The 21,367-nt window shown below is 70.9% G+C and carries 22 protein-coding genes; 9 read left to right on the top strand and 13 right to left on the bottom strand.

The genetic code is table 11. The features are described from left to right. Positions 1–609 (top strand): LURP-one-related family protein, encoded by a 609-nt coding sequence (locus AC1DWJ_RS04370; RefSeq protein WP_477620067.1) that lies wholly within the window; start codon positions 1–3, stop codon positions 607–609. 28 nt (positions 610–637) lie between these two features. On the opposite strand, the gene AC1DWJ_RS04365 is transcribed toward AC1DWJ_RS04370, so the two are convergent. Continuing rightward, the gene (locus AC1DWJ_RS04365; protein WP_457254319.1) at positions 638–1,102 is read right to left on the bottom strand and encodes a MarR family winged helix-turn-helix transcriptional regulator; all 465 of its coding nucleotides are present in this window, start codon (positions 1,100–1,102) and stop codon (positions 638–640) included. A 56-nt stretch (positions 1,103–1,158) separates the two neighbouring features. On the opposite strand from AC1DWJ_RS04365, the gene AC1DWJ_RS04360 reads away from it, so the two are divergent. Continuing rightward, entirely contained in the window at positions 1,159–2,472 is a 1,314-nt protein-coding gene (locus AC1DWJ_RS04360) for an FAD-dependent monooxygenase (RefSeq protein WP_457254320.1), read from the top strand. Here the strand turns inward: AC1DWJ_RS04360 and AC1DWJ_RS04355 are convergent. The 3 genes from AC1DWJ_RS04355 to serS all read right to left on the bottom strand — a co-directional run bounded on the left by AC1DWJ_RS04355 (position 2,423) and on the right by serS (position 5,820). After that, positions 2,423–3,235 (bottom strand): HAD family hydrolase, encoded by an 813-nt coding sequence (locus tag AC1DWJ_RS04355; RefSeq protein ID WP_457254321.1) that lies wholly within the window; start codon positions 3,233–3,235, stop codon positions 2,423–2,425. The genes AC1DWJ_RS04360 and AC1DWJ_RS04355 overlap by 50 nt on opposite strands. Positions 3,236–3,264: 29 nt before the next feature. Beyond that, positions 3,265–4,476, bottom strand: a complete 1,212-nt coding sequence (locus tag AC1DWJ_RS04350; RefSeq protein ID WP_477620066.1) for an alpha-hydroxy acid oxidase — start codon at positions 4,474–4,476, stop codon at positions 3,265–3,267. Positions 4,477–4,557: 81 nt separating this feature from the next. Further along, positions 4,558–5,820, bottom strand: coding sequence for a serine--tRNA ligase (gene serS, locus AC1DWJ_RS04345; RefSeq protein WP_477620065.1), 1,263 nt, complete (start codon positions 5,818–5,820; stop codon positions 4,558–4,560). 61 nt (positions 5,821–5,881) lie between these two features. Between serS and AC1DWJ_RS04340 the strand changes: the two genes are divergently transcribed. Both AC1DWJ_RS04340 and AC1DWJ_RS04335 read left to right on the top strand, forming a co-directional pair. Next, complete coding sequence (locus tag AC1DWJ_RS04340) at positions 5,882–6,829, top strand: serine hydrolase (RefSeq protein WP_477620064.1); 948 nt, start codon at positions 5,882–5,884, stop codon at positions 6,827–6,829. Positions 6,830–6,882: 53 nt separating this feature from the next. Further along, positions 6,883–7,521: a LysE family translocator gene (locus tag AC1DWJ_RS04335; protein WP_457254325.1), complete on the top strand. Its 639-nt coding sequence runs from the start codon at positions 6,883–6,885 to the stop codon at positions 7,519–7,521. A 21-nt stretch (positions 7,522–7,542) separates the two neighbouring features. Here AC1DWJ_RS04335 and AC1DWJ_RS04330 read toward each other — a convergent pair whose 3' ends face one another. After that, positions 7,543–8,085, bottom strand: coding sequence for a DinB family protein (locus tag AC1DWJ_RS04330; protein ID WP_457254326.1), 543 nt, complete (start codon positions 8,083–8,085; stop codon positions 7,543–7,545). A 148-nt stretch (positions 8,086–8,233) separates the two neighbouring features. On the opposite strand from AC1DWJ_RS04330, the gene AC1DWJ_RS04325 reads away from it, so the two are divergent. Genes AC1DWJ_RS04325 through AC1DWJ_RS04315 form a run of 3 tightly spaced genes read left to right on the top strand, consistent with a single transcriptional unit; the run spans position 8,234 to position 10,667 of the window. Next, entirely contained in the window at positions 8,234–9,346 is a 1,113-nt protein-coding gene (locus AC1DWJ_RS04325; RefSeq protein WP_457254327.1) for a diacylglycerol/lipid kinase family protein, read from the top strand. Next, positions 9,346–10,047 (top strand): phosphatase PAP2 family protein, encoded by a 702-nt coding sequence (locus AC1DWJ_RS04320; RefSeq protein ID WP_457254329.1) that lies wholly within the window; start codon positions 9,346–9,348, stop codon positions 10,045–10,047. The genes AC1DWJ_RS04325 and AC1DWJ_RS04320 overlap by 1 nt, the downstream gene beginning before the upstream one ends. Further along, a complete protein-coding gene (locus tag AC1DWJ_RS04315; protein WP_457254330.1) occupies positions 9,984–10,667 on the top strand; it encodes a phosphatase PAP2 family protein in 684 nt (227 codons plus the stop codon). Before AC1DWJ_RS04320 ends, AC1DWJ_RS04315 begins: the two co-directional genes overlap by 64 nt. Positions 10,668–10,677: 10 nt before the next feature. On the opposite strand, the gene AC1DWJ_RS04310 is transcribed toward AC1DWJ_RS04315, so the two are convergent. The 4 genes from AC1DWJ_RS04310 to efeU all read right to left on the bottom strand — a co-directional run bounded on the left by AC1DWJ_RS04310 (position 10,678) and on the right by efeU (position 14,466). Next, a complete protein-coding gene (locus AC1DWJ_RS04310) occupies positions 10,678–10,896 on the bottom strand; it encodes a hypothetical protein (RefSeq protein WP_457254331.1) in 219 nt (72 codons plus the stop codon). A gap of 206 nt (positions 10,897–11,102) precedes the next feature. Then, complete coding sequence (gene efeB, locus AC1DWJ_RS04305; RefSeq protein ID WP_477620063.1) at positions 11,103–12,404, bottom strand: iron uptake transporter deferrochelatase/peroxidase subunit; 1,302 nt, start codon at positions 12,402–12,404, stop codon at positions 11,103–11,105. Then, a complete protein-coding gene (gene efeO, locus AC1DWJ_RS04300) occupies positions 12,401–13,534 on the bottom strand; it encodes an iron uptake system protein EfeO (protein WP_477620062.1) in 1,134 nt (377 codons plus the stop codon). Before efeO ends, efeB begins: the two co-directional genes overlap by 4 nt. A 71-nt stretch (positions 13,535–13,605) precedes the next feature. Continuing rightward, entirely contained in the window at positions 13,606–14,466 is an 861-nt protein-coding gene (gene efeU / locus AC1DWJ_RS04295) for an iron uptake transporter permease EfeU (RefSeq protein ID WP_457254334.1), read from the bottom strand. 213 nt (positions 14,467–14,679) lie between these two features. Here efeU and zwf point away from each other — a divergent pair, with 213 nt between their 5' ends. Next, complete coding sequence (gene zwf, locus AC1DWJ_RS04290) at positions 14,680–16,188, top strand: glucose-6-phosphate dehydrogenase (RefSeq protein WP_457254335.1); 1,509 nt, start codon at positions 14,680–14,682, stop codon at positions 16,186–16,188. A gap of 89 nt (positions 16,189–16,277) precedes the next feature. Here zwf and pheA read toward each other — a convergent pair whose 3' ends face one another. Next, positions 16,278–17,216, bottom strand: coding sequence for a prephenate dehydratase (pheA, locus tag AC1DWJ_RS04285; protein ID WP_457254336.1), 939 nt, complete (start codon positions 17,214–17,216; stop codon positions 16,278–16,280). Continuing rightward, on the bottom strand, positions 17,213–17,629 hold the full coding sequence (locus tag AC1DWJ_RS04280; protein WP_457254338.1) for a DUF4446 family protein: 417 nt from the start codon (positions 17,627–17,629) through the stop codon (positions 17,213–17,215). Before AC1DWJ_RS04280 ends, pheA begins: the two co-directional genes overlap by 4 nt. A 42-nt stretch (positions 17,630–17,671) precedes the next feature. Between AC1DWJ_RS04280 and AC1DWJ_RS04275 the strand changes: the two genes are divergently transcribed. Then, positions 17,672–18,292, top strand: a complete 621-nt coding sequence (locus AC1DWJ_RS04275; protein WP_477620061.1) for a TMEM165/GDT1 family protein — start codon at positions 17,672–17,674, stop codon at positions 18,290–18,292. Positions 18,293–18,297: 5 nt separating this feature from the next. On the opposite strand, the gene AC1DWJ_RS04270 is transcribed toward AC1DWJ_RS04275, so the two are convergent. Beyond that, positions 18,298–19,698: an ATP-binding protein gene (locus tag AC1DWJ_RS04270; protein WP_477620060.1), complete on the bottom strand. Its 1,401-nt coding sequence runs from the start codon at positions 19,696–19,698 to the stop codon at positions 18,298–18,300. Positions 19,699–19,708: 10 nt separating this feature from the next. Further along, the gene (locus AC1DWJ_RS04265) at positions 19,709–21,367 is read right to left on the bottom strand and encodes an FAD-dependent oxidoreductase (RefSeq protein ID WP_477620059.1); all 1,659 of its coding nucleotides are present in this window, start codon (positions 21,365–21,367) and stop codon (positions 19,709–19,711) included.

The raw sequence follows: 21,367 nt of genomic DNA, 5'->3' as shown, positions 1-21,367 counted from the left end.
ATGAGCCAACCCGCTGTCACGGAGCGCTACTCCCTGCGCCAGAAGATCACGATGATGGTCAACCGCTACGAGATCCGGTCGGTGGACGGGTCCGGCGTCGAGGGTCCGGTCATCGCCGTCGCACAGCAGAAGCGGATGGCGTTCAAGGAGCAGGTCACGTTCTACTCGGACGAGGCTCGCACCCAGCCGGTCTTCTCGTTCAAGGCCCGCACGCGGATGGACCTCGGTGCCACCTACGACGTCTTCGACGCGACCGGTGCGCCGATCGGCTGGTTCCGCAAGGACTTCGGCAAGTCGCTGCTGCGCTCGTCGTGGCACCTCGGCACCCCCGACGGGCTCGAGGCCTTCGGCACCGAGCGCAACCGGAACATCGCGATCCTGCGCCGGGTCTGGGACTTCCTCCCGGTCGTGGGCGACATCCCGCTGCCGTTCCTCTTCCACTTCGACTTCACCACCGGTGACGGCAGTGTCGTGCTGTCGTCGGAGCGCAAGCGCAGCCTGCGCGACCGCTACGACATCCACATGCCGCAGGCCAGCAACGGGTGGCAGCTCGACTGGCGGGTCGGGCTGGGCATGGCGGTCGCACTGGACGCGCTCCAGTCCCGCTGAGCCGCCAGGTCAGGTGGAGCGGCCCGCGTCAGGCTGAGCCGCGCTCGACCCTGCCGCGGTGCCGCTCGGTCAGCTCGGTGACGCCGTCGAGCAGGTCGCGCATCCGCTCCAACTCCGCGATGGTGAAGGACGCGAACGCCTGCTGACCCTCGGAGACCATCGGGCCGTAGGCCTCCCACGTGCGTCGGGCACCGTCCTCCGTCATGGCCACGAGCACCTGGCGCCGGTCGGTCTCGCTCGGCTGTCGCGCCACGAATCCCTTGGCGACGAGCCGGTCGATCAGCGCCGTGGTGGCTGCGGGCCGCAGCCCCGTCGCTGCGCTCAGCTCGCCGGCCGTGCGCGGACCCTCGCTGAGGATGTCGAGGCACCGCATGTCCGCGGGACCGAGCCCAAGCGCCCGGCCCACCGCGTCGTCGAAGGACTGGACGCTGCGCTGGTAGCGCTGCATCGCCCTCCCGGCCTGCTCGATGGCTGCTTGACGGGTTCGTGCCACGCGTGCAATCCTTTCGATTATCGAACTATCCGATTGTCGTAAGAAAGGCTAGCACCATGAAGGCTGTCGTCGTCGGAGGTGGAGTGGCCGGACCCGCCACCGCCATGGCTCTCCAGCAGGTGGGCATCGAGGCCGTCGTCCTCGAGGCGCGCGACCGAGCCGCCACGCAGCAGGGCTCCTACCTCACCATCGCGCCGAACGGTCTCGACGCCCTGGCCGCGATCGGCTGCCTCGATCTCGTGCGCCACCTCGGCTTCCCCTCGCGGCGCAGCACGATGCTGGGGGCCACCGGAAGGCTGCTCGGCTCGATCACCCTCGGCACGCCCCTGGCCGACGGCACACCCGCCCGCACGATGAAGCGGCCCCACCTCACCCGCGCGCTGATGGACGAGGCCGCGCGCCGCGGCATCGAGGTCAGGTATGCCGCCAAGGTCACCTCCGTGCGCAGCGAAGGGGAGCGTGCGGTCGCCGTCCTCCAGGACGGGAGCACCGTCGAGGGCGACCTGCTCGTGGGTGCCTCCGGTGTCCACTCGGCGGTCCGGATGGCGGTCGACCCCGAGGCCCCTGCGGCGCGGTACGTCGGGCTGACCAACTTCGGTGGCATCACTCGCAAGACTCCGCTCGCGCGGGACCTGCCGGGCGACGGCTGGCAGTTCACCTTCGGCCGCCACGCGTTCGTCGGGCTCCACCGCACCCCGGCCGACGACGTCGTGTGGTTCGTCAACGTGCCCGAGGCGGAGATCAGCCGAGCCGAGCGCGCCGACACCTCCCTGGACGAGTGGCGGGGGCGGCTTGCCGACCTCGTGGCCGACGACGCGGGACCGGCCCGCGCGCTGATCGAGTCGGGTGAGCTGGAGCTCGCCGGAGACAACACCTACGACCTCGGCCACGTGGCGACCTGGCACCGCGGCCGCCTCGTGCTGGTCGGGGACGCGGCACATGCGCCGTCACCGAGCTCGGGCCAAGGGGTGTCCCTCGCCCTCGAGGACGCCGTGGTGCTCGCGGGGTGCCTCGCGGCCGAGTCCGACGTGCCGGCGGCATACGACTCGTTCGTCGCTGCGCGACGGCACCGGGTGGAGAAGGTCGTCGCGGTCGGGGCGCGCTCGAGCAGCTCCAAGCTCCCGGGGCGGATCGGTCGGGTGCCACAGGAGGCGATGATGCGGGTCGTCTTCCGCTACCTGGTGACCGACAAGGCGCAGGACTGGATCACCGGCTACCGGGTCAGCCAGTCACCGGAGGGTGGTGCAGTCGAGGCGGGCAGTGCGCTCAATGCAGGTGGAAGACGCAATGCAGGGGGAAGACTCAATGCAGGTAGAAGACTCAGAGCAGCGAGCGCAGCACCGGCACCAGGCCGTCCTCGTCGACCGTGAGGGTCACCTCGTCGGCGATCTCCTTCACCGAGTCGGGGGCGTTGCCCATCGCCACACCGCGGGCCGCCCAGTGCAACATCTCGACGTCGTTGCGCTGGTCGCCGACGGCCAGGGTGTATTGCGGCTCGACCTCCAGCCGGCGGCGCAGGAGCTCGAGGGCGGAGCCCTTGGAGACGCCCTCGGGATTGAGGTCGAGCCAGGCCGAGAAGCCGACCGCGTAGTTCACGCCGTGCAGGCCGATCCGCTCGGTGAGCGCGAGGAAGTCCTCCGCCGTGCCGTTCGGTGCACGGAACGTCACACGGGTCACCGGGTCGGCGACCAGCTCGTCCCACGGCACGACGCGCAGCTCACCCTGGAGCTCGCCGTCGGGGAAGGGCGCGCTGAGCTTGAACCCGACGCCCAGCTCCTCTACCGCGACGACCGCGTCGGGCCACTCGGCGCGGAGCAGGTTGAGGGCGGGGGCAGGGTCGAACGTGACGGCATCGATGATCCGGAAGCCGGTGTCCTCCCGGGCATCCAGCTCGATGGTCACCGCCCCGTTGGAGCACACGGCATACCCGGTCACGATGCCCAGCTCGGCCATGATCGTGGTCGTCGCGACGATCGAGCGGCCGGTCGCGATGATGACGTGGTGACCGGCGGCGAGCACGTCGTGGACGGCGTCACGGACCGCAGGTGACAGCTCGCCGGCGTGGTTGATCGTCGTGCCGTCGAGGTCGAGCCCGACGAGGTGCGGCGGGCCCGCCTGCTGGGGAACGGTCATGCCGCGAGCCTGGAGTTCATGTGACGAGCCTACGGAAGGCGGACGTGTTGTGGCCCCAGGTCCGCGATGCGGCGCGCGCCGAGCAGGGCCATGGTGCGGCGTACCTCGGTGCTGAGGATATGGGCCGCGCGCTCGACCCCGGCCTCACCGCCGGCCATCAGGCCGTAGAGGTAGGCGCGACCGACCAGCACCGAGCTGGCGCCCAGCGCCATCGCGGCGACGACGTCCGCCCCCGACATCACCCCGGTGTCGACCATCACCTCCGGGCCGTCACCGAGGGCGTCGCGCACGTCGGGGACGAGGCGGACGGGGACCGGCGCCTTGTCGAGCTGCCGACCGCCGTGGTTCGACAGCACGATCGCATCGGCGCCGGCACCGAACATCCGCCGCGCGTCGTCGACGGTCTGGATCCCCTTGACGATGAGCGGGCCGTCCCAGGTGGAGCGCACCCAGTCGAGGTCCTTGAGCGTCATGGTCGGGTCGAACAGGGCGTTCATCATCTCGGCGACGGTGCCGTCCCAGCGGTCCAGGCTGGCGAACCGCAGCGGCTCGGTGGTGAGGAAGTTGACCCACCAGTTCGGGTGCATCGCCCCGTCGAGCACGGTCTTGGCCGAGAGCGCCGGCGGGATGTTGAAGCCGTTGCGCACGTCGCGCAGCCGCACCCCCGCGACGGGCACGTCGACGGTGAGGATGAGCGCCTCGAAGCCGGCCGCCTTGGCCCGGGCCATCAGGTCCTCGGCCGGTGCGTGGTCCCGCCAGACGTAGAGCTGGAACCACTTGCGGGCGCCGGGTGACGCCTCGGCCACGCCCTCGACGTCGGTGGTGCCCAGGGTCGAGAGGCCGTAGGGGATGCCGACCCGCTCGGCCACGCGGACCACGGCACGCTCACCCTCGTGGTGCATCATCCGGGTGAAGCCGGTCGGGCCGAACCCGAAGGGCTGCGCCGATGGCTTCCCGAGCACCGTCGTCGTGGTGTCGATGTCGCCCACGTCCTGCAGCACCGACGGCTGGAAGGTCAGGTCGCGGAAGGTCGCCCGGGCGCGTTGGAGGCTCTGCTCGGACTCGGCCGCGCCGTCGGTGTAGTCGAACACCGAGCGCGGGGTCCGGCGCTTGGCCACCGCCCGCAGGTCGGCGATCGTGAGCGCCGCCGCCAGCCGTCGCTTCTTCGCGTTGAGCTCGACCGGCTTGGGTCGCAGCAGCGGCTTGAGCTCGGACCACTTGGGCAGCTGGCGATCGCTCACCCGGCCGACGCTACCCCCGCTGTGCCACTAGTTCGGAAGATGAGCCGTGCCATGACCCGGCGGATCTTCCGAACAACGGAGCTAGACCGGCTTGAGGACCTCGAGGCCGAGGAACGGCTGCAGCGCCTTGGGCACGACGACCGAGCCGTCGGCCTGCTGGTGGTTCTCCAGGATCGCGACCATCCACCGGGTCGTGGCGAGCGTGCCGTTGAGCGTCGCGACGGCGCGGGTGCCCTGGCCGTTGGGGTCGCGCTCCCGGGTGTTGAGCCGGCGAGCCTGGTAGGTCGTGCAGTTCGAGGTGGAGGTGAGCTCGCGGTAGCGGCCCTGGGTCGGGACCCACGCCTCGCAGTCGAACTTGCGCGCCGCCGGGCCACCGAGATCGCCCGCAGCCGTGTCGATGACGCGGTAGGGCACCTCGATCTTGGCGAGCATCTCCTTCTCCCAGCCCAGCAGCCGCTGGTGCTCGGCAGCCGCGTCCTCGACCCGGCAGTAGGTGAACATCTCGACCTTGTGGAACTGGTGGACGCGGATGATGCCGCGGGTGTCCTTGCCGTGCGACCCGGCCTCGCGGCGGTAGCAGGCCGACCACCCGGCATACCGCTTCGGTCCGGCGGAGAGGTCGAGGATCTCGTCGGCGTGGTAGCCGGCGAGCGCCACCTCGGAGGTGCCGGTGAGGAACAGGTCGTCGGCCTCGAGGCGGTAGACCTCGTCGGCGTGCTTGTCGATGAAGCCGGCGCCGGCCATGACGTCGGTCTTGACCAGCGTGGGCGTGATCATCGGGGTGAACCCGTGCTCGACGGCCTGGGCGATGCCCATGTTCAGCAGCGCGAGCTCGAGCCGGGCACCGACACCGGTGAGGAAGTAGAAGCGGGACCCCCCGACCTTGGCGCCCCGCTCCATGTCGATCGCCGCGAGCGACTCCCCGAGCGCGAGGTGGTCGCGCGGCTCGAAGTCGAACTCCGGCACCGACCCGACGGTCTCGAGCACGGTGTAGTCGTCCTCGCCACCGACGGGCACGCCCTCCTCGACGATGTTGCCGATCTGGCGGATCAGCCCGCCCAGCTGGGCCTGCGCGGCATCGGCGTCGGCCTGCAGCTGCTTGACCCGCGCGGACAGGTCCTTGGTCTGGACGAGCAGCGCCTGCTTCTCGTCACCCTGGGCCTGGGCGACCTGCTTGCCCATCGACTTCTGCTGCGCCCGCAGCTGCTCGAACTCGGTGAGGGAGGAGCGGTGCGTCTGCTCGGCGGCGAGGATCGCGTCGACGATCCCCTCGTCCTCACCGCGGGCGCGCTGGCTGGCGCGGACGCGGTCGGGGTCCTCACGCAGGAGCTTGATGTCGATCACCGGGCAAGCCTATCGAGCGGTGAACGGGCCACTGGGCGCGGTCACGGGTCACAATGCCTGCATGCTCACGCGGCGGTACCTGCTGACCGTGGCGCCCCTCGGCGCCGCCGCGGCCTGCGCCGGGGAGCCCGCCGCCGGCCCGCAGCCGTCGCCGACTGTGCCGGTCACCCCCAGCACCACGGCGCCGACCACCAGCGCCGCCACCACGGCCACGACGACCACGACCAGCCCCACGACGAAGGCGACGACGAGGGCCACCACCAAGGCCACCCGCGCCGCGCCCAGCCTCGACGACCTGCGCGAGGAGCTGTCGGCGTTGTCCCGCAGGTACGGCGTGGACCTCGGCGTCGCCGCCGCCGAGCGGCGGTCCGGCCGCAGCTTCGCGTGGGGCGCCGACACCGCGATCGAGACGGCGAGCATCGCGAAGGCCGACATCCTGGCCACCCTGCTGCTCCAGCTGCAGGACCGGGGCGCGCGCCCGTCGTCCAGCCAGCTCGCCGTCGCCGACGCCATGATCCGGCGCAGCGACCACGAGTCGGCGTGGACCCTCTTCCGCCAGGTCGGGCTCGCCTCGGGGATGGCGGCCGCCAACCAGCGCTTCGGCCTGCGCACCACGCAGTGCTTCGACTACAGCTGGGGGCTGACCCGCACCTCGGCCCGCGACCAGCTGCGGATCGTGGGCGCGATCAGCGGCGCGGGGACGACTGCCTCGCCCCTCGACGCCGACTCAGGGAGCGTGCTGCACGACCTCATGGAGGGCGTGATCGCCGAGCAGAAGTGGGGAGTCAGCGCGGCGGCCCACGGCACCGAGCGGGTCTACCTCAAGAACGGCTGGCTCCCGCGGTCGACCCTCGGCAAGCGCTGGATCGTCAACAGCATCGGCCGGATCACCAGCAGCTCCCTCGACCTGAGGCTGGCGATCCTCAGCCAGAAGGCGACCTCCCATGCCCAGGGCATCGAGATCGTGGAGCAGGCGGCCGCCCTCACCCGCCGTCATCTCGCGGTCTGACCACACCCTGAAACGTGTTGCCCGAGAACGTTTCGGGGCGCGATCCTTGCGGTATGCCGTCCATGCCCACCCTCGCGTCGTTCGCCCTTGCGGCGACCGCCCTCATCCTGCTGCCCGGTCCGGCGATGCTGTTCCTCATCTCCCGAGGCATCGGCCAGGGCAGTCGCCGACTGGCCGTCGCCTCGATGGCCGGCATCGAGACCGCGACCGCGGTGATGGTGGTCGCGACCGCGTTCGGCCTGTCCGCGGTGATCAGCTCCTCGGTCCTGGCCTTCGCGATCGTGAAGTACGCCGGCGCGGCGTACCTCGTCTGGTTGGCGATCAAGGAGTTCCGCAGCAAGGGGCATTTCGCCCTCGACCGCGCGCCCGTCACGCACTCCCGCCGCGCGTTCGGCGACGCCTTCCTCGTGGGCATCTCCAACCCCAAGACGGCGGTCTTCTTCGTCGCCTTCTTCCCGCAGTTCCTGCACCGCGAGTCGGGCCCGATCTGGTCCCAGGTGCTGGTGCTGGGCGCGATCTTCGTCGCGATCGGCGCGGTCTTCGACAGCGTCTACGCGCTCAGTGCGGGGTCGATCGGCCAGTGGCTGGCCAGGCACCCACGCGCGGTCCGGCGCCAGAAGTACGTGTCGGGGAGCATCTTCCTCGTCATGGGCGGCGCCGCCGCGCTGACGGGACACCCGCAGAAAGCCTGATGGGTATGCCGCCTGCGCGGCTCAGGCGCGCACGTCCACCAGGTGGTGGGCGAGGTCGTGCAGGAAGTACTGCCCGAGCGTCAGCACGGTGAACTCGGAGCCGTCGCTGCGCAGTCCGGTCCGGCCCCACTGGCCGTCGCGGACCCCGGCGAACCGGGCGGCCACGGTGGCCGCGGCCTCCTGCAGCTCGGGGCCGACGACCGCCGGGTCCTGCTCCCCGTAGCGGTCCGCCACCGCCGTCTCGTCCTGGTCCCAGTTGGCGAACCGCGGTCCGTCCTCGTCGAGCATCAACGTGACCCGACCGTCGAAGACACGGCAGACGTCGCGGACGTGGCAGGCGTACTCGAGGGGTGACCACACGTTCGGCGACGGACGCTGCGCGGCGTCCGTCCGGGCGAGGACCGCGGTCCACGGCGAGGTCGACGCGAGGGTGGTCGGGGCGATGTCCTCTGCCGCCACGGTGCGGGCGTCGAACCCACAGTCGGGGCAGGGGCGCTGGAGGGTCCAGGTCCAGTCCTTGGTGTCGGGGACGATCGCGTCGGCATCGGCGTGCTGGTCGGCCATGGCGACCACGGTAGGGCGGGCCGTCCCACCCGCCGAGGGGCACGGGCGCCAAGCACCGCGCCGATCCTGCCGATCACCCGGACGTCCCATGGTCTGGAGGCGCTCTGACCTGTGCGGATGCGACCCGACCGTGGGGTAGCGTCGGCCCGTGCTTCGCGAACATTCCGGCTGGGTCGCCCTCGGGGCGATCGTGCTCGTCGTCATCCTCGCCCTCGGCATCGCCGGGTGGGCCGGAATGCGGGTGCGCACTGTCGGAGGTGCCCACCGTGGCCGCCGGTGGGGGCGCCGCCCGCACCGCAACGACTTCCGCCCGGAGGGCACCGTGTCCGAATCCCCCACCCGTCGCGCCGCGATCATCGTCAACCCCACCAAGTTCGACGACGTGGCGGCGGTGCGTCGTCGGATCACCGAGCAGTCGACCAGCCATGGCTGGGCCGAGCCGCTCTTCATCCTCACCACCGAGCGCGACCCTGGCACGGGACAGGCCAAGCAGGCCCTCGACGAGGGCGTGGACCTGGTCTGCCCGCTCGGCGGTGACGGCACGGTGCGCGCGGTCGCCGAGGCGATGGTCGGCAGCGAGGTGCCGATGGGCCTGCTGCCGGGCGGCACCGGCAACCTGCTCGCCCGCAACCTCGACCTGCCGGTCGACGACCTCGACGACGCCCTGCGGGTGGCCCTGACCGGCCAGAACAAGCGCGTCGACGTCGGCCGCCTGACCATGGACACCTCCGGTGAGGACCAGACCCCCGCCACCCACGTCTTCCTCGTGATGGCCGGGCTCGGCTTCGACGCCGCGATCATGGCCGACGCCCCGGAGAAGCTGAAGGCGAAGGTGGGCCCCGCGGCATACGTCGTCTCGGGCACCCGCAACCTGCGCGGCCCGCAGTTCAAGGTGCGGGTCAAGGTCGAGGACCAGGAGGAGTTCAGCCGCCGCGCGCGCACCGTGGTCATCGGCAACTGCGGCAAGCTGCTCGGCGGCCTCGTCCTCATGCCCGAGGCTGAGGTCGACGACGGCCAGCTCGACATGGTCATCCTCTCGCCCAAGGGTGTCGCCGGCTGGGCCGCCGTCGCGGCCCGACTGGCCACCCGCAAGCGCAAGGGGCACCAGATCGTCGACCACTACACGAGCCCTTCGATGAAGATCCGGGCCGACCGCCCGCAGGAGGTCCAGATCGACGGCGACACCCTCGGCAAGGCCAGGGCCATCTCCGCCGAGGTGGTCCCCGGAGCCCTCGTCGTGCGGGTCGGGTCGGTCGACTGATGGCCGCCGGCACGGTCGCCCCGCCCCGAGGGTCACGCACCAAGCGGCTGGTCCGTGGTGCGCTGGCGATGGTGCTGTTCGTGGTGCCGGTGCTGCTGCTCGGGTTCGCGGTGCGGCAGAAGTTCGACCCGCTGATCCGGCTCGACAACGACCTGATCCGGAGCGCGACCGGCTTCACCCGCCGGCACGGACTCGGCGACACCCTCATCGCGCTCCAGGGGATCAGCCAGCCGTTCCTGCTGTACATCCTGGCCACCGGCCTGTGCCTGTGGGCGTGGTTCGCCAAGGACCTGCGCGGCCGGGCCGTCTGGGCGTTCGTCACGATGATGGTGGCCTGGAACGTCGGCCTGCTGGCCAAGGCGCTCGCCGGCCGGGCCCGTCCGGTCGTCGACGACCCGATCTCGCACTCGCCGGGCTTCTCGTTCCCGTCCGGCCACGCGTTCAACGTCGCGGTCGTGTCGACCGTGGTCATCTTCCTGCTCTGGCCGCTGCTCGGCACTGTTGGCCACCGCGTCTCGATCGCGCTCGCGGCAGTGTTTGCGCTGGCCGTGGGCCTGGACCGGATCTTTCTCGGGGTGCACTTCCCGTCCGACGTGTTGGCGGGCTACGTCCTCGGTGTAGGCATTACGTTCTCCTCATGGCTCGGATTCATCGGCAAGACGTCAGCGACCTCCTCGTCAGGGCCGTCGCACCCGGCGTAGTCCTCTTCGCCCTGCTCGCCGGCGTGGGGCTGCTCCTCAACGGGCCGCTCGACGCCGTGGACGACGCGGAGGACAAGATCACCGACGCGTTCAACCGCAACCGCACCGACTTCTGGGACCCGATCAGCTGGGTCTGCTCACGGTTCGGCAACACGGAGGTCGTGATCGGGGTCTGCCTGATCGCCGTCGCCATCATCTGGTGGCGCACCCGGGAGTGGCGTTGGTCGGTGGTGCCGCTCATCGCGATCTCGTTGCAGGCGACGATCTTCCTGTTCCTGACCCTGGCGGTCGGGCGCCAGCGACCGCCGGCGATCCCCATGGACGCGTCCCCGCCGACGTCGAGCTACCCCAGCGGCCACACGGGCGCGGCCACCGCGCTCTACTTCTCGCTGCTGATGATGGCCTCGGCCCGCATCGAGCGACCGTGGCTGCGGCGCCTGCTCATGACCGGGTGTGCCGTCATCCCGTTCCTCGTGGGCACCGCGCGACTCTACCGCGGGGCCCACCACATCTCCGACGTCCTGGTCGGCATGGTCAACGGCTTGGTCTGCGCGATCCTCGCCTACCAGTGGTACCGCCACCGCGCCCGCGCTGAACGGTCATCACTCACCTCTTCATGACACGTGGCGCTCAGCCGTGGTGTCGAGTCAGCCGGCCGTCCGGCGTTGCGTCGTAGTCGCGCTGCCGCTTGGTGAGGCGCTGCTCGATCCTCGCTCGGACGAAACGGCCATAGAGCCAGGTGAGGACTGCGCAAGCGGGTATGCCGGCCAGCCAACTGCCCGTCCACCAGATGCACAACGCGCCGGCTGTCCACGCAAAGAGGACGGCCAGGGAGTCGACGACCTTCATGGCGTCCACCTCCTCCGGTGCAGTTCCCCAACGTCACCCTGTACCTGCCGGTTGACGCTCCGACAATTCGCTTCTGGTAGCGCAGCCACTGTGTTCGGAATCATGGTGCGGTGCAATCATTTTCGCGTGACTGGGCGTGACAGTTTGACAGGTCACGGTCAGTCACGCGTAGTCACGCTGCGTCACGCCGACCCGGACGACGAGACTCAGCTGAAGAGGGTCTGACCCCAGTGGTCGTCGGGGCCGAGTCCCGGCGGGCAGGCGAAGATCGCCGAGCCGGTGTGCTCGATGTACTCGTTGAGGCCGTCCTTGGCCGCCAGCGACCGCTGCATCGGCACGAACTGCTGGTGGGCGTCACGCATGAACCCGATGAAGAACAGCCCGGCGTCGAGGTGCCCGACACCGTCCGAGCCGTCGGTGAAGTTGTAGCCACGGCGCAGGATGCGTATGCCGTTCAGCCGGCTCTCATGGGCGAGCGCCACGTGGGCGTCGACCGGGATCGCGGGCTTGCCGTCAGCACCCTTCGTCGTGAAGTCGAGGGTGTCGAACTCGGCCTGCTGGCCCAGCGGGGCACCCTCGCCCTTGTCGCGGCCGATGATGTCCTGCTGCTCCTGCAGCGGGGTGCGGTCCCAGATCTCGATGTGCATCCGGATCCGGCGCGCGACGAGGTAGGAGCCACCGGACATCCAGGCGCTGGCCCCGGGCACGTCCTCGGGCTGGACCCACACGTGCTCGGACAGCGCGTCGGCGTCCTCGGCCTTGAGGTTGTTGGTGCCGTCCTTGAAGCCGAACATGTTGCGCGGGGTGACCTGGTTGCGGGTGGTGGACGACGTGCGCCCGAAGCCGAGCTGGCTCCACCGCACCGACACCACGCCGAAGCCCATCCGCACGAGGTTGCGCACCGCGTGCACGGCGACCTGCGGGTCGTTGGCGCAGGCCTGGATGCAGAGGTCGCCGTCGCTGCGAGCCGGGTCGAGGTCGTCGCCGACGAACCCGGGCAGGTCCCTGAGCGCGGCCGGCTTGCGGTCGGCGAGGCCGAACCGGTCGTCGAAGAGGGAGGGGCCGTAGCCGATGGTGATGGTGAGGTCCGAGGCGTCGAGGTCGTAGGCCTCACCGGTGTCCTCCGGGGCGCGGTAGGGACCGCCACCCACCACGCCACCCGGGGCCGCTTCGGCGCCTGCGGTCATCCGCTCGGCCGCGCGGGTCCAGGCCTTCAGCATGGCCGCGAGCGCCGCGCGGTCCGTGGTGACCACGTCGAGCGCGACGAAGTGCATGCGGTCCTGGGCCGGCGTGATGATGCCGGCCTGCCGCTCGCCACGGAACGCCACCATGTCGTTGGTGGACTCAGGGTCCGTGGCGGTGGTGTCACCCGCGGACTGGGCGTCGGCGCTGCCGTGCGACGCGGCATACGCCCCGCCGACCCCGGCCACGGCGCCGGCCACGGCTGCCCCGGCGCCGACGCCGAGCAGTCGTCGGCGCGATACCTGGGAGGTCGTCTCGTCGCTCACGTGGACGCGACCACGCCGGCGACCTGGGAGATCGGCTCGCTCAGGGCGTCGAGGGCCACCGTCAGTGACCGGATCTCGTCCTTGGACAGGGCGGTGTAGAGGACGAAGCCACTGTCGGTGCGGTGCGTGTCGAGCTCGGCGTCGAGCGCCGCGAACCGGGCGTCGATGTCGGTGAGGAGCGCGGCGTCCCGGGCCTTGAGGACCGGGCGGAGCGCGTCGATGGCGGCCTTCGAACCCTTGACGTTCTCGTCGAAGTCGTAGAGGTCGGTGTGGCTGTAGCGGTCCTCCTCTCCGGTGATCTTGCCGGTGGCGACCTCGTCGAGCAGCGCCTTGGAGCCGTTGGCGAGCTGCAGCGGGTTGAGCCGCACGGCCTTCGCCTTGGCGACGATCTCCGTGACGTCGACGAGGAGCTGGTCGGCGATGGCGGAGGAGTCGGACTGGAGGCCGTCGACCCACAGGTCCTTCTCGAGGCGGTGGAAGCCGGTGAACTTCATGCCCTCCTCGACGACGTCCTCGCGACCGTCGATCATCGGGTCGAGGTCGCCGAACGACTCGGCCACGGGCTCGATCCGCTCCCACGGGCCACGCGCCAACGGGAAGGCCTGCTTCGCCTCGGCGACCTTGCCGGCCTTCACGAGGTTCACGAACTCGGTGGTGCGGGTGAGCAGCTCGTCCGACTGGGCCGACACGAACGCCTGGTACTCGGTCACGGCTGCGGCCATCGCGGCGTCGGGTGCCTGGCTGGCCGCGGTGCCGGTGACGGTGAAGGCGGCGCGGATGCCCTTGCCCTTCATGCCCGGCTTGCAGGCGGTCTGGTAGGTGCCTGGGGTCGACACGTCGACGTGGAAGGTGCGGGTCAGACCGGGGGTGATGTTCTCGACCTCACCCAGGATCTGGTCGCCCTCGCCGTAGACATAGAACTCGTTGACCTTGGAGCCGGTGTTGCGGACGGTGAACTGGATCGTGCCCGCGGCAGCCTCGGTGCGCTCGACCTTGCACGCCGTGTCCGTGGCCTCGACCGCGATCGGGCCCTTCGCGCTCGTGGCGGCGGTCTGGTCGGCACCGCTGCAGGCCGCGGTGGCGAGGAGGACGGCCAGGCCGAGGCCGGCGTGGACGGGGGTGATGCGCATGCTGCTCCTTGGAGTGGGCGGCGCTAGCTCGCCTTGTGCATGAGATAGCGCCGGGACGCGGGCTGGGACGGCTAGCTGGAGGTGCCGACCGTGGCGGCGTTGGGGGCGGGGGTCGCCGGGGCGGGTGCGGTCCGCGCCGGCCGGAGGAAGAAGGTCATGACGACAACGAGGTAGAGCGTCCAGGCGATGGCCTGGAGCCAGGTCGTGTTGGGGGTGAAGTTCACCGTGCCCTTGAGGAGCGTGCCGTACCAGGAGTCGGGCGGGATCGCGCCGCTCACGTCGAACGCGAGGGTGTTCAGCCCGGGCAGGAAGGCCGCCTCCTGGAGGTCGTGGATGCCGTAGGACAGGATCCCGGCCGCCACGACGATCAGCGCGACCCCGGTGTAGCGGAAGAACCTCGAGAGGTTGATCCGCACCGCACCGCGGTAGATCAGCAGGCCGAGGACCACCGCCACGGCGATCCCGACGACGAAGCCGACCAGCGGCTGGGAGGTGCCGGCCCCTGCGGTCTGCACGCTCGCGTAGAAGAACAGCGCGGTCTCCAGGCCCTCACGGCCGACGCCGAGGAACCCGACGAGGGCGACGGCCCATCCGCCGACGGACAGCGCCTGGTCGAGCCGGCCCTTGAGCTCGCCGGAGATGGTGCGAGCGGCCGTGCGCATCCAGAACACCATCGCGGTGACGAAGCCGACGGCGAGGATCGAGGCCGACCCGCCGATCAGCTCCTGCGTCTCGAACGAGAGCTGGCGGGTGCCGAAGGTGAGCACGGCGCCGATCGCCACGGAAAGCAGGACGGCCGCGGCCACCCCGGCCCAGACGTGCTTGAGCGCCCACCGTCGGTCCGTCTTGACGAGGAACGCGACGAGGATGACGACGACGAGGGCAGCTTCGAGACCCTCACGGAGTCCGATGAGCGCATTGCTGACGAGCACGATGACCTGATTTCCGGCATACGGATGGTGCGTATTAGCACCAAGGTAAGCCTTACCTAAGGTCCCGCGTCAAATCATGGCCCGAGAGTAGGCCCGAGAGAGGGCCCGAGAGAGGGCCCGACGAGGAGCCGGCGCGACGCCCGGGCTCGCTGCGCGGCATACAGGCTGGACACACAGGTGCGGGCGCGCACGCCCGGTGCCATGATCGGGATCGTGCCCGAAGCCACGCCCCCGCGCGCCGCCCAGACGATCTCGTATCCCGCGGCTGACGCGCGCACCTCGCGGGCCGCCCTGGAGAAGGCCGACCCGCACGTCATCGTGCTCTTCGGTGCCACCGGTGACCTCGCGCGACGCAAGCTGCTGCCGGGAATGGCCCACCTCGTCTCGTCGGAGCTGGCCCCCGCGATCCGCGTCGTCGGCACCTCGCTGGAGGAGATGAGCGACGAGGAGTTCCGCGAGTTCGCGCGCCGGGCGGTCGACGAGTTCGGCCTCCACCCGCTGAGCCCCGAGCAGTGGGACAAATTCGACGACAACCTCGTCTACGTGCCCCAGTCGGCCGGCCCGGAGGCGCTCGCCGCCGCGGTGAAGAGCGCCGAGGAGTCGCTCGGGCCGGACACCCAACGGCTGCACTACCTCTCGGTGCCGCCGAAGGCCGCGGTCGCCGTGATCCAGATGCTCCGCGACGCCGACCTCGTCGCGCGCTCGCGGGTGGTCATGGAGAAGCCGTTCGGCACCGACCTCGCCAGCGCGATCGCGCTCAACAACACGGTGCACGAGACGTTCGACGAGAGCCAGATCTTCCGGATCGACCACTTCCTCGGGAAGGAGGCGGCCCAGAACATCCTGGCGTTCCGGTTCGCCAACGGGCTGTTCGAGCCGATCTGGAACCGCAACTTCATCGACCACATCCAGATCGACATCCCGGAGACCCTGGGCCTCGACGAGCGGGCCAACTTCTACGAGGCCACCGGCGCCTACAAGGACATGGTCGTCACCCACCTGTTCCAGGTGCTGGCGTTCGTCGCGATGGAGCCCCCGACCGCCCTCGAGCCGCGCGCCATCTCCGAGGAGAAGAACAAGGTCTTCCGATCGCTGCTGCCGATCGACCCGTCCGACGTCGTGCGCGGCCAGTTCGCCGGCTACACCGACCTCAACGGCGTCCCGGGCGACTCCGACACCGAGACCTTCATCGCGCTCAAGGTCGGCCTGGACAACTGGCGCTGGGCGGGCGTCCCGTTCTACCTGCGCACCGGCAAGAAGATGGCCGAGGGCGCGCGGATCATCTCGATCGCCTTCAAGGAGGCGCCGCGGTCGATGTTCCCGACCCACTCGGGTGTCGGCAACGCCGGTCCCGACCACCTCACCTTCGACCTGGCCGACGAGTCGAAGGTGTCGCTGTCGTTCTACGGCAAGCGTCCCGGCCCGGGCATGCGGCTGGAGAAGCTCTCGATGCAGTTCTCCACGCGCGAGACCGAACGCGTCGGCGACGTCCTCGAGGCCTACGAGCGGCTGATCCTCGACGCCATGCGCGGCGACCACACGCTGTTCACCACGGCCGAGGGCATCGAGTCGCTGTGGGAGCGGTCGCAGCCGCTGCTCGACGACCCGCCGGAGGCCAAGCCCTACCCGGCCGGGTCGTGGGGACCCAACGCGATCCACCAGCTGATCGCGCCGCACGCGTGGCGGCTGCCCTTCGAACGCGTCTGGCGCGAGAAGAAGTAGCTCGCTCCCCGTCGCTACCTCATGCAAAAGGCGAGTTAGCGCCGGACCCGTGCGGCGCTAACTCGCCTTTTGCATGAGTAGGCGACGGGCTAGGCTCCGCGGAGGCTGTGCAGCCAGGCGCGGGCGTCGCCGAACGCCGCGTCGCTGGTGTGCGGTGTCACGCGGACCGCGGTGCCGTGCGCGGCGGGATAGCTGCCGAGGAACCGGACGTCGGCGCACACCCGCTTGAGGCCGAGCAGCGCCTCGCCCACCCGCTCGTCGAGCACGTGTCCCTCGATGTCGATCGAGAAGCAGTAGTCGCCCATCGACGACTTCGTGGGCCGCGACTCCAGTCGCGACATGTTGATGCCACGGACCGCGAACTGCTCCAGCAGCTCGAGCAACCCACCCGCGTGGTCGTCGCGCTGGAAGAGCACCAGCGTGGTCTTGTCGGCGCCGGTGCGCTCGGGCAGCTGACCGGGGCGGGCCACCGAGACGAACCGCGTGACCGCCGCGGCGTTGTCACCGATGCCCTCGGCAAGCACCTCGAGCCCGTGGTTCAGCGCCGCGACCGGGGCACACACTGCTGCCTGGTATGCCGCGTGAGCGCCGTCCGGCCCGGCCAGCCCGGCCGCTGCGGCGGCCGTCGACAGCGTGGGGACGTAGGCAGCGTGCGGCAGGTGCGCGCCCATCCAGCCGCGGACCTGGGCCCACGCGTGGCTGTGGGTGCCGACGGCACGGACCTGGCCCAGCGGCATACCGGCCGGCGCAGCCAGCACGAAGGTGATGGGGACCAGGACCTCGCCCACGACGACGAGCGGCTCACCGCTCGCGAGGGCGTCGAGGGTCGCACTCACGCCGCCCTCGACGGAGTTCTCGATGGGCACCATCGCAGCGTCGACCTCGCCGGCGCGCAAGGCGTTGAGGGCGGCCTCGACCGACGGGAGCGGCACGTGCTCCTGCCCCTCGGCAGGGGCCCACGCCTGCAACGCCATCTGGGTGAAGGTGCCTGCGGGGCCGAAGTAGCCGTGTCTGGTCACTGAGGTCATGCTCCTGAGGATCCGGTGCGGGCAGCGGCGAGTGCCTGCTGCTCCTCGGGGGTCAGGGTCGCGTCGGAGCCGCCACCCACGATCCCCTTGGCGTAGGTGCGGGACTCACCACGGGCGTGGATCGAGGAGAACACCAGCCCGTCGCCGCCGTCGTCGATGACGGCCGCGCTGAACGAGAGTCGCCCACCCATGTCGCCGAAGGCGTCGTAGCGCACGACCGCGACGTGCCGCAGCGCCTGCGCGATGTCGGCGCGCAGGGCGGCGAGGTCACCCGTGCCGACGGGGCGCTGCCCCTCGAGCTCGCGCAGCTGCCCGCGCACCCGGTGGAGGACGACGAGGGCGAGCAGGGCCACCAGCAGCGCGAGGCCGGCCACGACGAGCGCGGCCACGGCGAGGGTCTGGGGGTCGGACACCAGGTCAGCGTATTGGGGCGCCGCGGATAGAGTCGACGCGATATGGATTTCGACCTCGCCACCATGGCCATCGTCTTCGGCGCGATCTTCCTCGTCGAGCTGCCGGACAAGACGTTCATCGCGACCCTGGTGCTGGCCACCCGGTTCCGACCGCTCTACGTGTGGATCGGTGTGTCCCTGGCGTTCGCCGTCCAGACGCTGGTGGCCGTGACCGTCGGTGGCCTGCTGGCCCAGCTCCCGAAGCGGCCGGTGGAGGTCTTCGCCGCCGTGATGTTCCTCGTGGGCGGGGTCATCCTCCTCCGCGGGGCGGGCCGGGCCGACGAGGAGGAGGCCGAGACCGAGGAGGAGTTCTCCCACAAGGGGGCGGCGACCGCGGTCGGGCTCCGGGCGGTCGGCGTCTCGTTCGGCGTGCTCTTCCTGGCCGAGTGGGGTGACCTCTCCCAGCTGCTGACCGCGTCGATGGTGCTCCAGTTCAAGGAGCCCGTGTCGGTCTTCATCGGCGCCTTCTTCGCCCTCGCGACCGTGTCGGCCCTCGCGGCCGTGCTCGGGCGCGCGTTGCTGGCCCGGGTCAGGCTCGCCACGATCCGTCGGATCGGCGGTGGCGTCTGCCTGCTCCTGGCGGCGCTGACCGTCCTGCAGATCTTCGAGGTCATCTCGATCTGAGGCGCTCAGCCCTCCGCGGCCCGCAACGGCACGCGCACCCTGACCAGGGCCCCACCACCGTCCCTCGCCTCGAGGGAGATCTCCCCGCCATGGCGTTCGACGATGATCCGGCGGGAGATGTCGAGCCCGAGCCCGGTGCCCTTGCCGACCTCCTTGGTGGTGAAGAACGGCTCGAAGGCGTGTGCCGCGACGTCCTCGGGCACCCCCGGTCCGTCGTCGGCCACCTGGACGTCGACGCCGGCCCCCGACTCCGCGACGAGGACGGTGAGCCACAGGGTGCCGGAGCCGTCCATGGCATCCACGGCGTTGTCGATGAGGTTGGTCCAGACCTGGTTGAGCTCGCCGGGGATGGCCTCGACCCGAGGCAGGTCCGGTGCGTAGTCGCGGACCACGGTGACGCCGCCGCGGAGCTTGTGGCCGAGCATGACCAGGGTGCTCTCCAGGCCTTCGGTGACCTCGGTCTGCTGCACGAGCGCACGGTCCAGCTGGGAGTAGGACCGCACGGCGCCGACGAGCTCGGAGACCCGGTGTGTCGCCTCGCGGATCTCCCCCAGCAGGCCGTCGACGGCCAGTGAGCTGGCCATCCACTCGAGGGCCGGCGCGAGCTGGGCGGGCCCCAGACCCGCCGCGACCCGGTCGAGGAGGGCCACGTCGGCCCCGGCCGCCGCCAACGGTGGGGCGATGACCCAGTCGCGGTCCACGTCATGGCGCACCAACCAGTCGGACAGCTCCTCCTCACGGTCTGCCGCGGCCACCGGATCGAGCTCCGCCCCTGCCTCGGCGATCGACCCGCGCAGGGTGTCGAGGGCGACGAACTGCTCGGGGGTCGCGCCGCTCTCGGCCAGCCGGCGCAACGACGACCCGAGCGCCTCGGTGGCGCGGTCCAGGGCGTCGACGGCGCGAGTGGCTGCCGACGCGGGGTTGTTGATCTCGTGGGCGAGCCCGGCGGCCAACGTGCCGAGCGCGACCAGCGACTCGCGCTGGCGGGCCTTGGCCTCGATGCTGCGCACCGTGTTGACCAACCCGGCGATCAGGTGGACGCCGAAGGGGAACCACGCGCGGGCCGCCTCGCCGAGCGCCTCTGCGGGCACCTTCAACATCCGGCCGGGGGTCACCCCGCGCGCGGTCGCCATGTAGACGCCGTGCGCGTCCCACGCCTGGAACCCCCCGGCCCACTGACCCGGGTTGCTCATCACCCCCAGCTCGGTCTCCTGGTGGCCCACCCGTCGCCCGAGGCTGAGCGACCCCTCGAGCAGCACCCACCAGAAGTCCGCGGGCTTCCCCTCGCGGAAGGCCACGTCGCCGGTGTCGAACGACCACTCGGTCCCGGCCGTCCAGAGCCGCTCCCGCTGCTCGGCGGTGAGCCCGTCGAACAGCGCGATGTGCGCCAGCTCCTCGGCGCTCATGGCTGGGCGCTCACGTCGTCGCCAGGAACCGGTGCACGAGGTGGACGGCCATGCCACCCTCACCCACCGCCGAGGCGACTCGCTTCATCGAGTCGAGCCGCACGTCGCCGGCCGCGAAGACGCCCGGGACGCTCGTCTCCAGCGCAAAGGGGGCCCGGTCCTCCGGCCAGGACGACCGACCGGGTCGCTGCAACAGCTCCGGTCCGGTGACGACGAAGCCGTGGTCGTCGCGCAGCACGTCCTCACCCAGCCAGTCGGTCCGGGGCATCGCGCCGATGAAGATGAACAGCGACGAGGTGTCGACGTCCTCGGTCTCGCCGGTGGCGCGGTCGCGCAGGGTCAGTGACTCGAGGTGCTCCTCGCCCCGGGCGGCAGCGACCTCGCACCCGACCCGGACCTCGATGTTCGTGGCGGCCTCGATGCGCGCGACCAGGTACTGCGACATGGTGAGCTCGAGACCGGCTCCGCGGACCAGCATCACCACCCGCTTGGCGAAGCGCGCCAGGTTGAGTGCCGCTTGGCCAGCGGAGTTGGCCGCCCCGACCAGGTAGACCTCCTCCCCCTCGCACTGGGCCGCCTCGGTGGCGGAGGCGCCGTAGTGCACTCCCCTGGCGCCCAGCTCGTCGAGCCCGGCCGCCTCGAGCCGCCGGTAGGACACGCCCGTCGCGATGACCACCGACCGGGCCTCCAGCTCGTCGGCCCCGTCGATGACGACCGAGCGCACCGGACCCTTCACCCGCAGCCCCACGGCCTCCCGGGCGACCACCATCTCCGCACCGAACCGCGCCACCTGCGCGACCGCACGGTGGGTCAGGTCGGCCCCGGACAGCCCCTTGGGGAAGCCGAGGTAGTTCTCGATCGAGGCGCTCTGCCCGGCCTGGCCACCGGGGGCATCGCGTTCGACCACGACGGTCCGCAGCCCTTCCGAGGACGCGTAGACGGCGGCCGCGAGCCCGGCCGGTCCACCGCCCACGATGCAGAGGTCGTAGAGGGGGGCGTCGGCGAGCGTGTGCAGACCCAGCGCGGCGGCCACCTCGCGGTTGGTGGGGCTGCGCAGCGGCTCCCCCTCGGGCACCAGCACGAGCGGCAGGTCGTCCGGTCGCGCCCCGGCCAGCTCCACGAGCTCGGCCGCTCCGTCGTCCCGCTCCACGTCGAGCCACGCGTAGGGCACGTGGTTGCGGGTGAGGAAGGTCTTGACCTCCTGGCTGCGGTCGGACCAGCGGTGGCCGACCACGCGCACCTGGTCGGCGGTGTCGCGGTGACCGTCCTGCCAGTCGCCGAGCAGGTCCTCGACGACGGGGTAGAGCTTGTCCTGCGGGGGGTCCCAGGGCTTGAGCATGTAGTAGTCGAGGCCGATGTCGTTGATGGCCTTGATGGCGACGTCGGTGTCGGCGTAGGCCGTGAGCAGGAGCAGCTTGGTGTCGGGGCTGATGTTGCGCACCCGCTCCAGCAGCTCGATCCCCGTCATCCCGGGCATCCGCTGGTCCGACAACACGAGGGCGACGGCCCGGCCGCGCAAGGTGAACTCGGTCAGCAGCTCCAGCGCCCCCGGGCCGGAGGTGGCGCCCGCGACCCGGAAGTCCGCACCGAACCGGTAGCGCAGGTCGCGGGTGATCGCCTTGGACACCACGGGGTCGTCGTCGACGGCCAGGATCGTCGGCTTCGCCAC

This window comes from Pedococcus sp. P2_D7, assembly GCF_056404295.1.
Note: the sequence above shows the minus strand (reverse complement) of the source record. Positions and strands in the feature narration are given on the sequence as shown.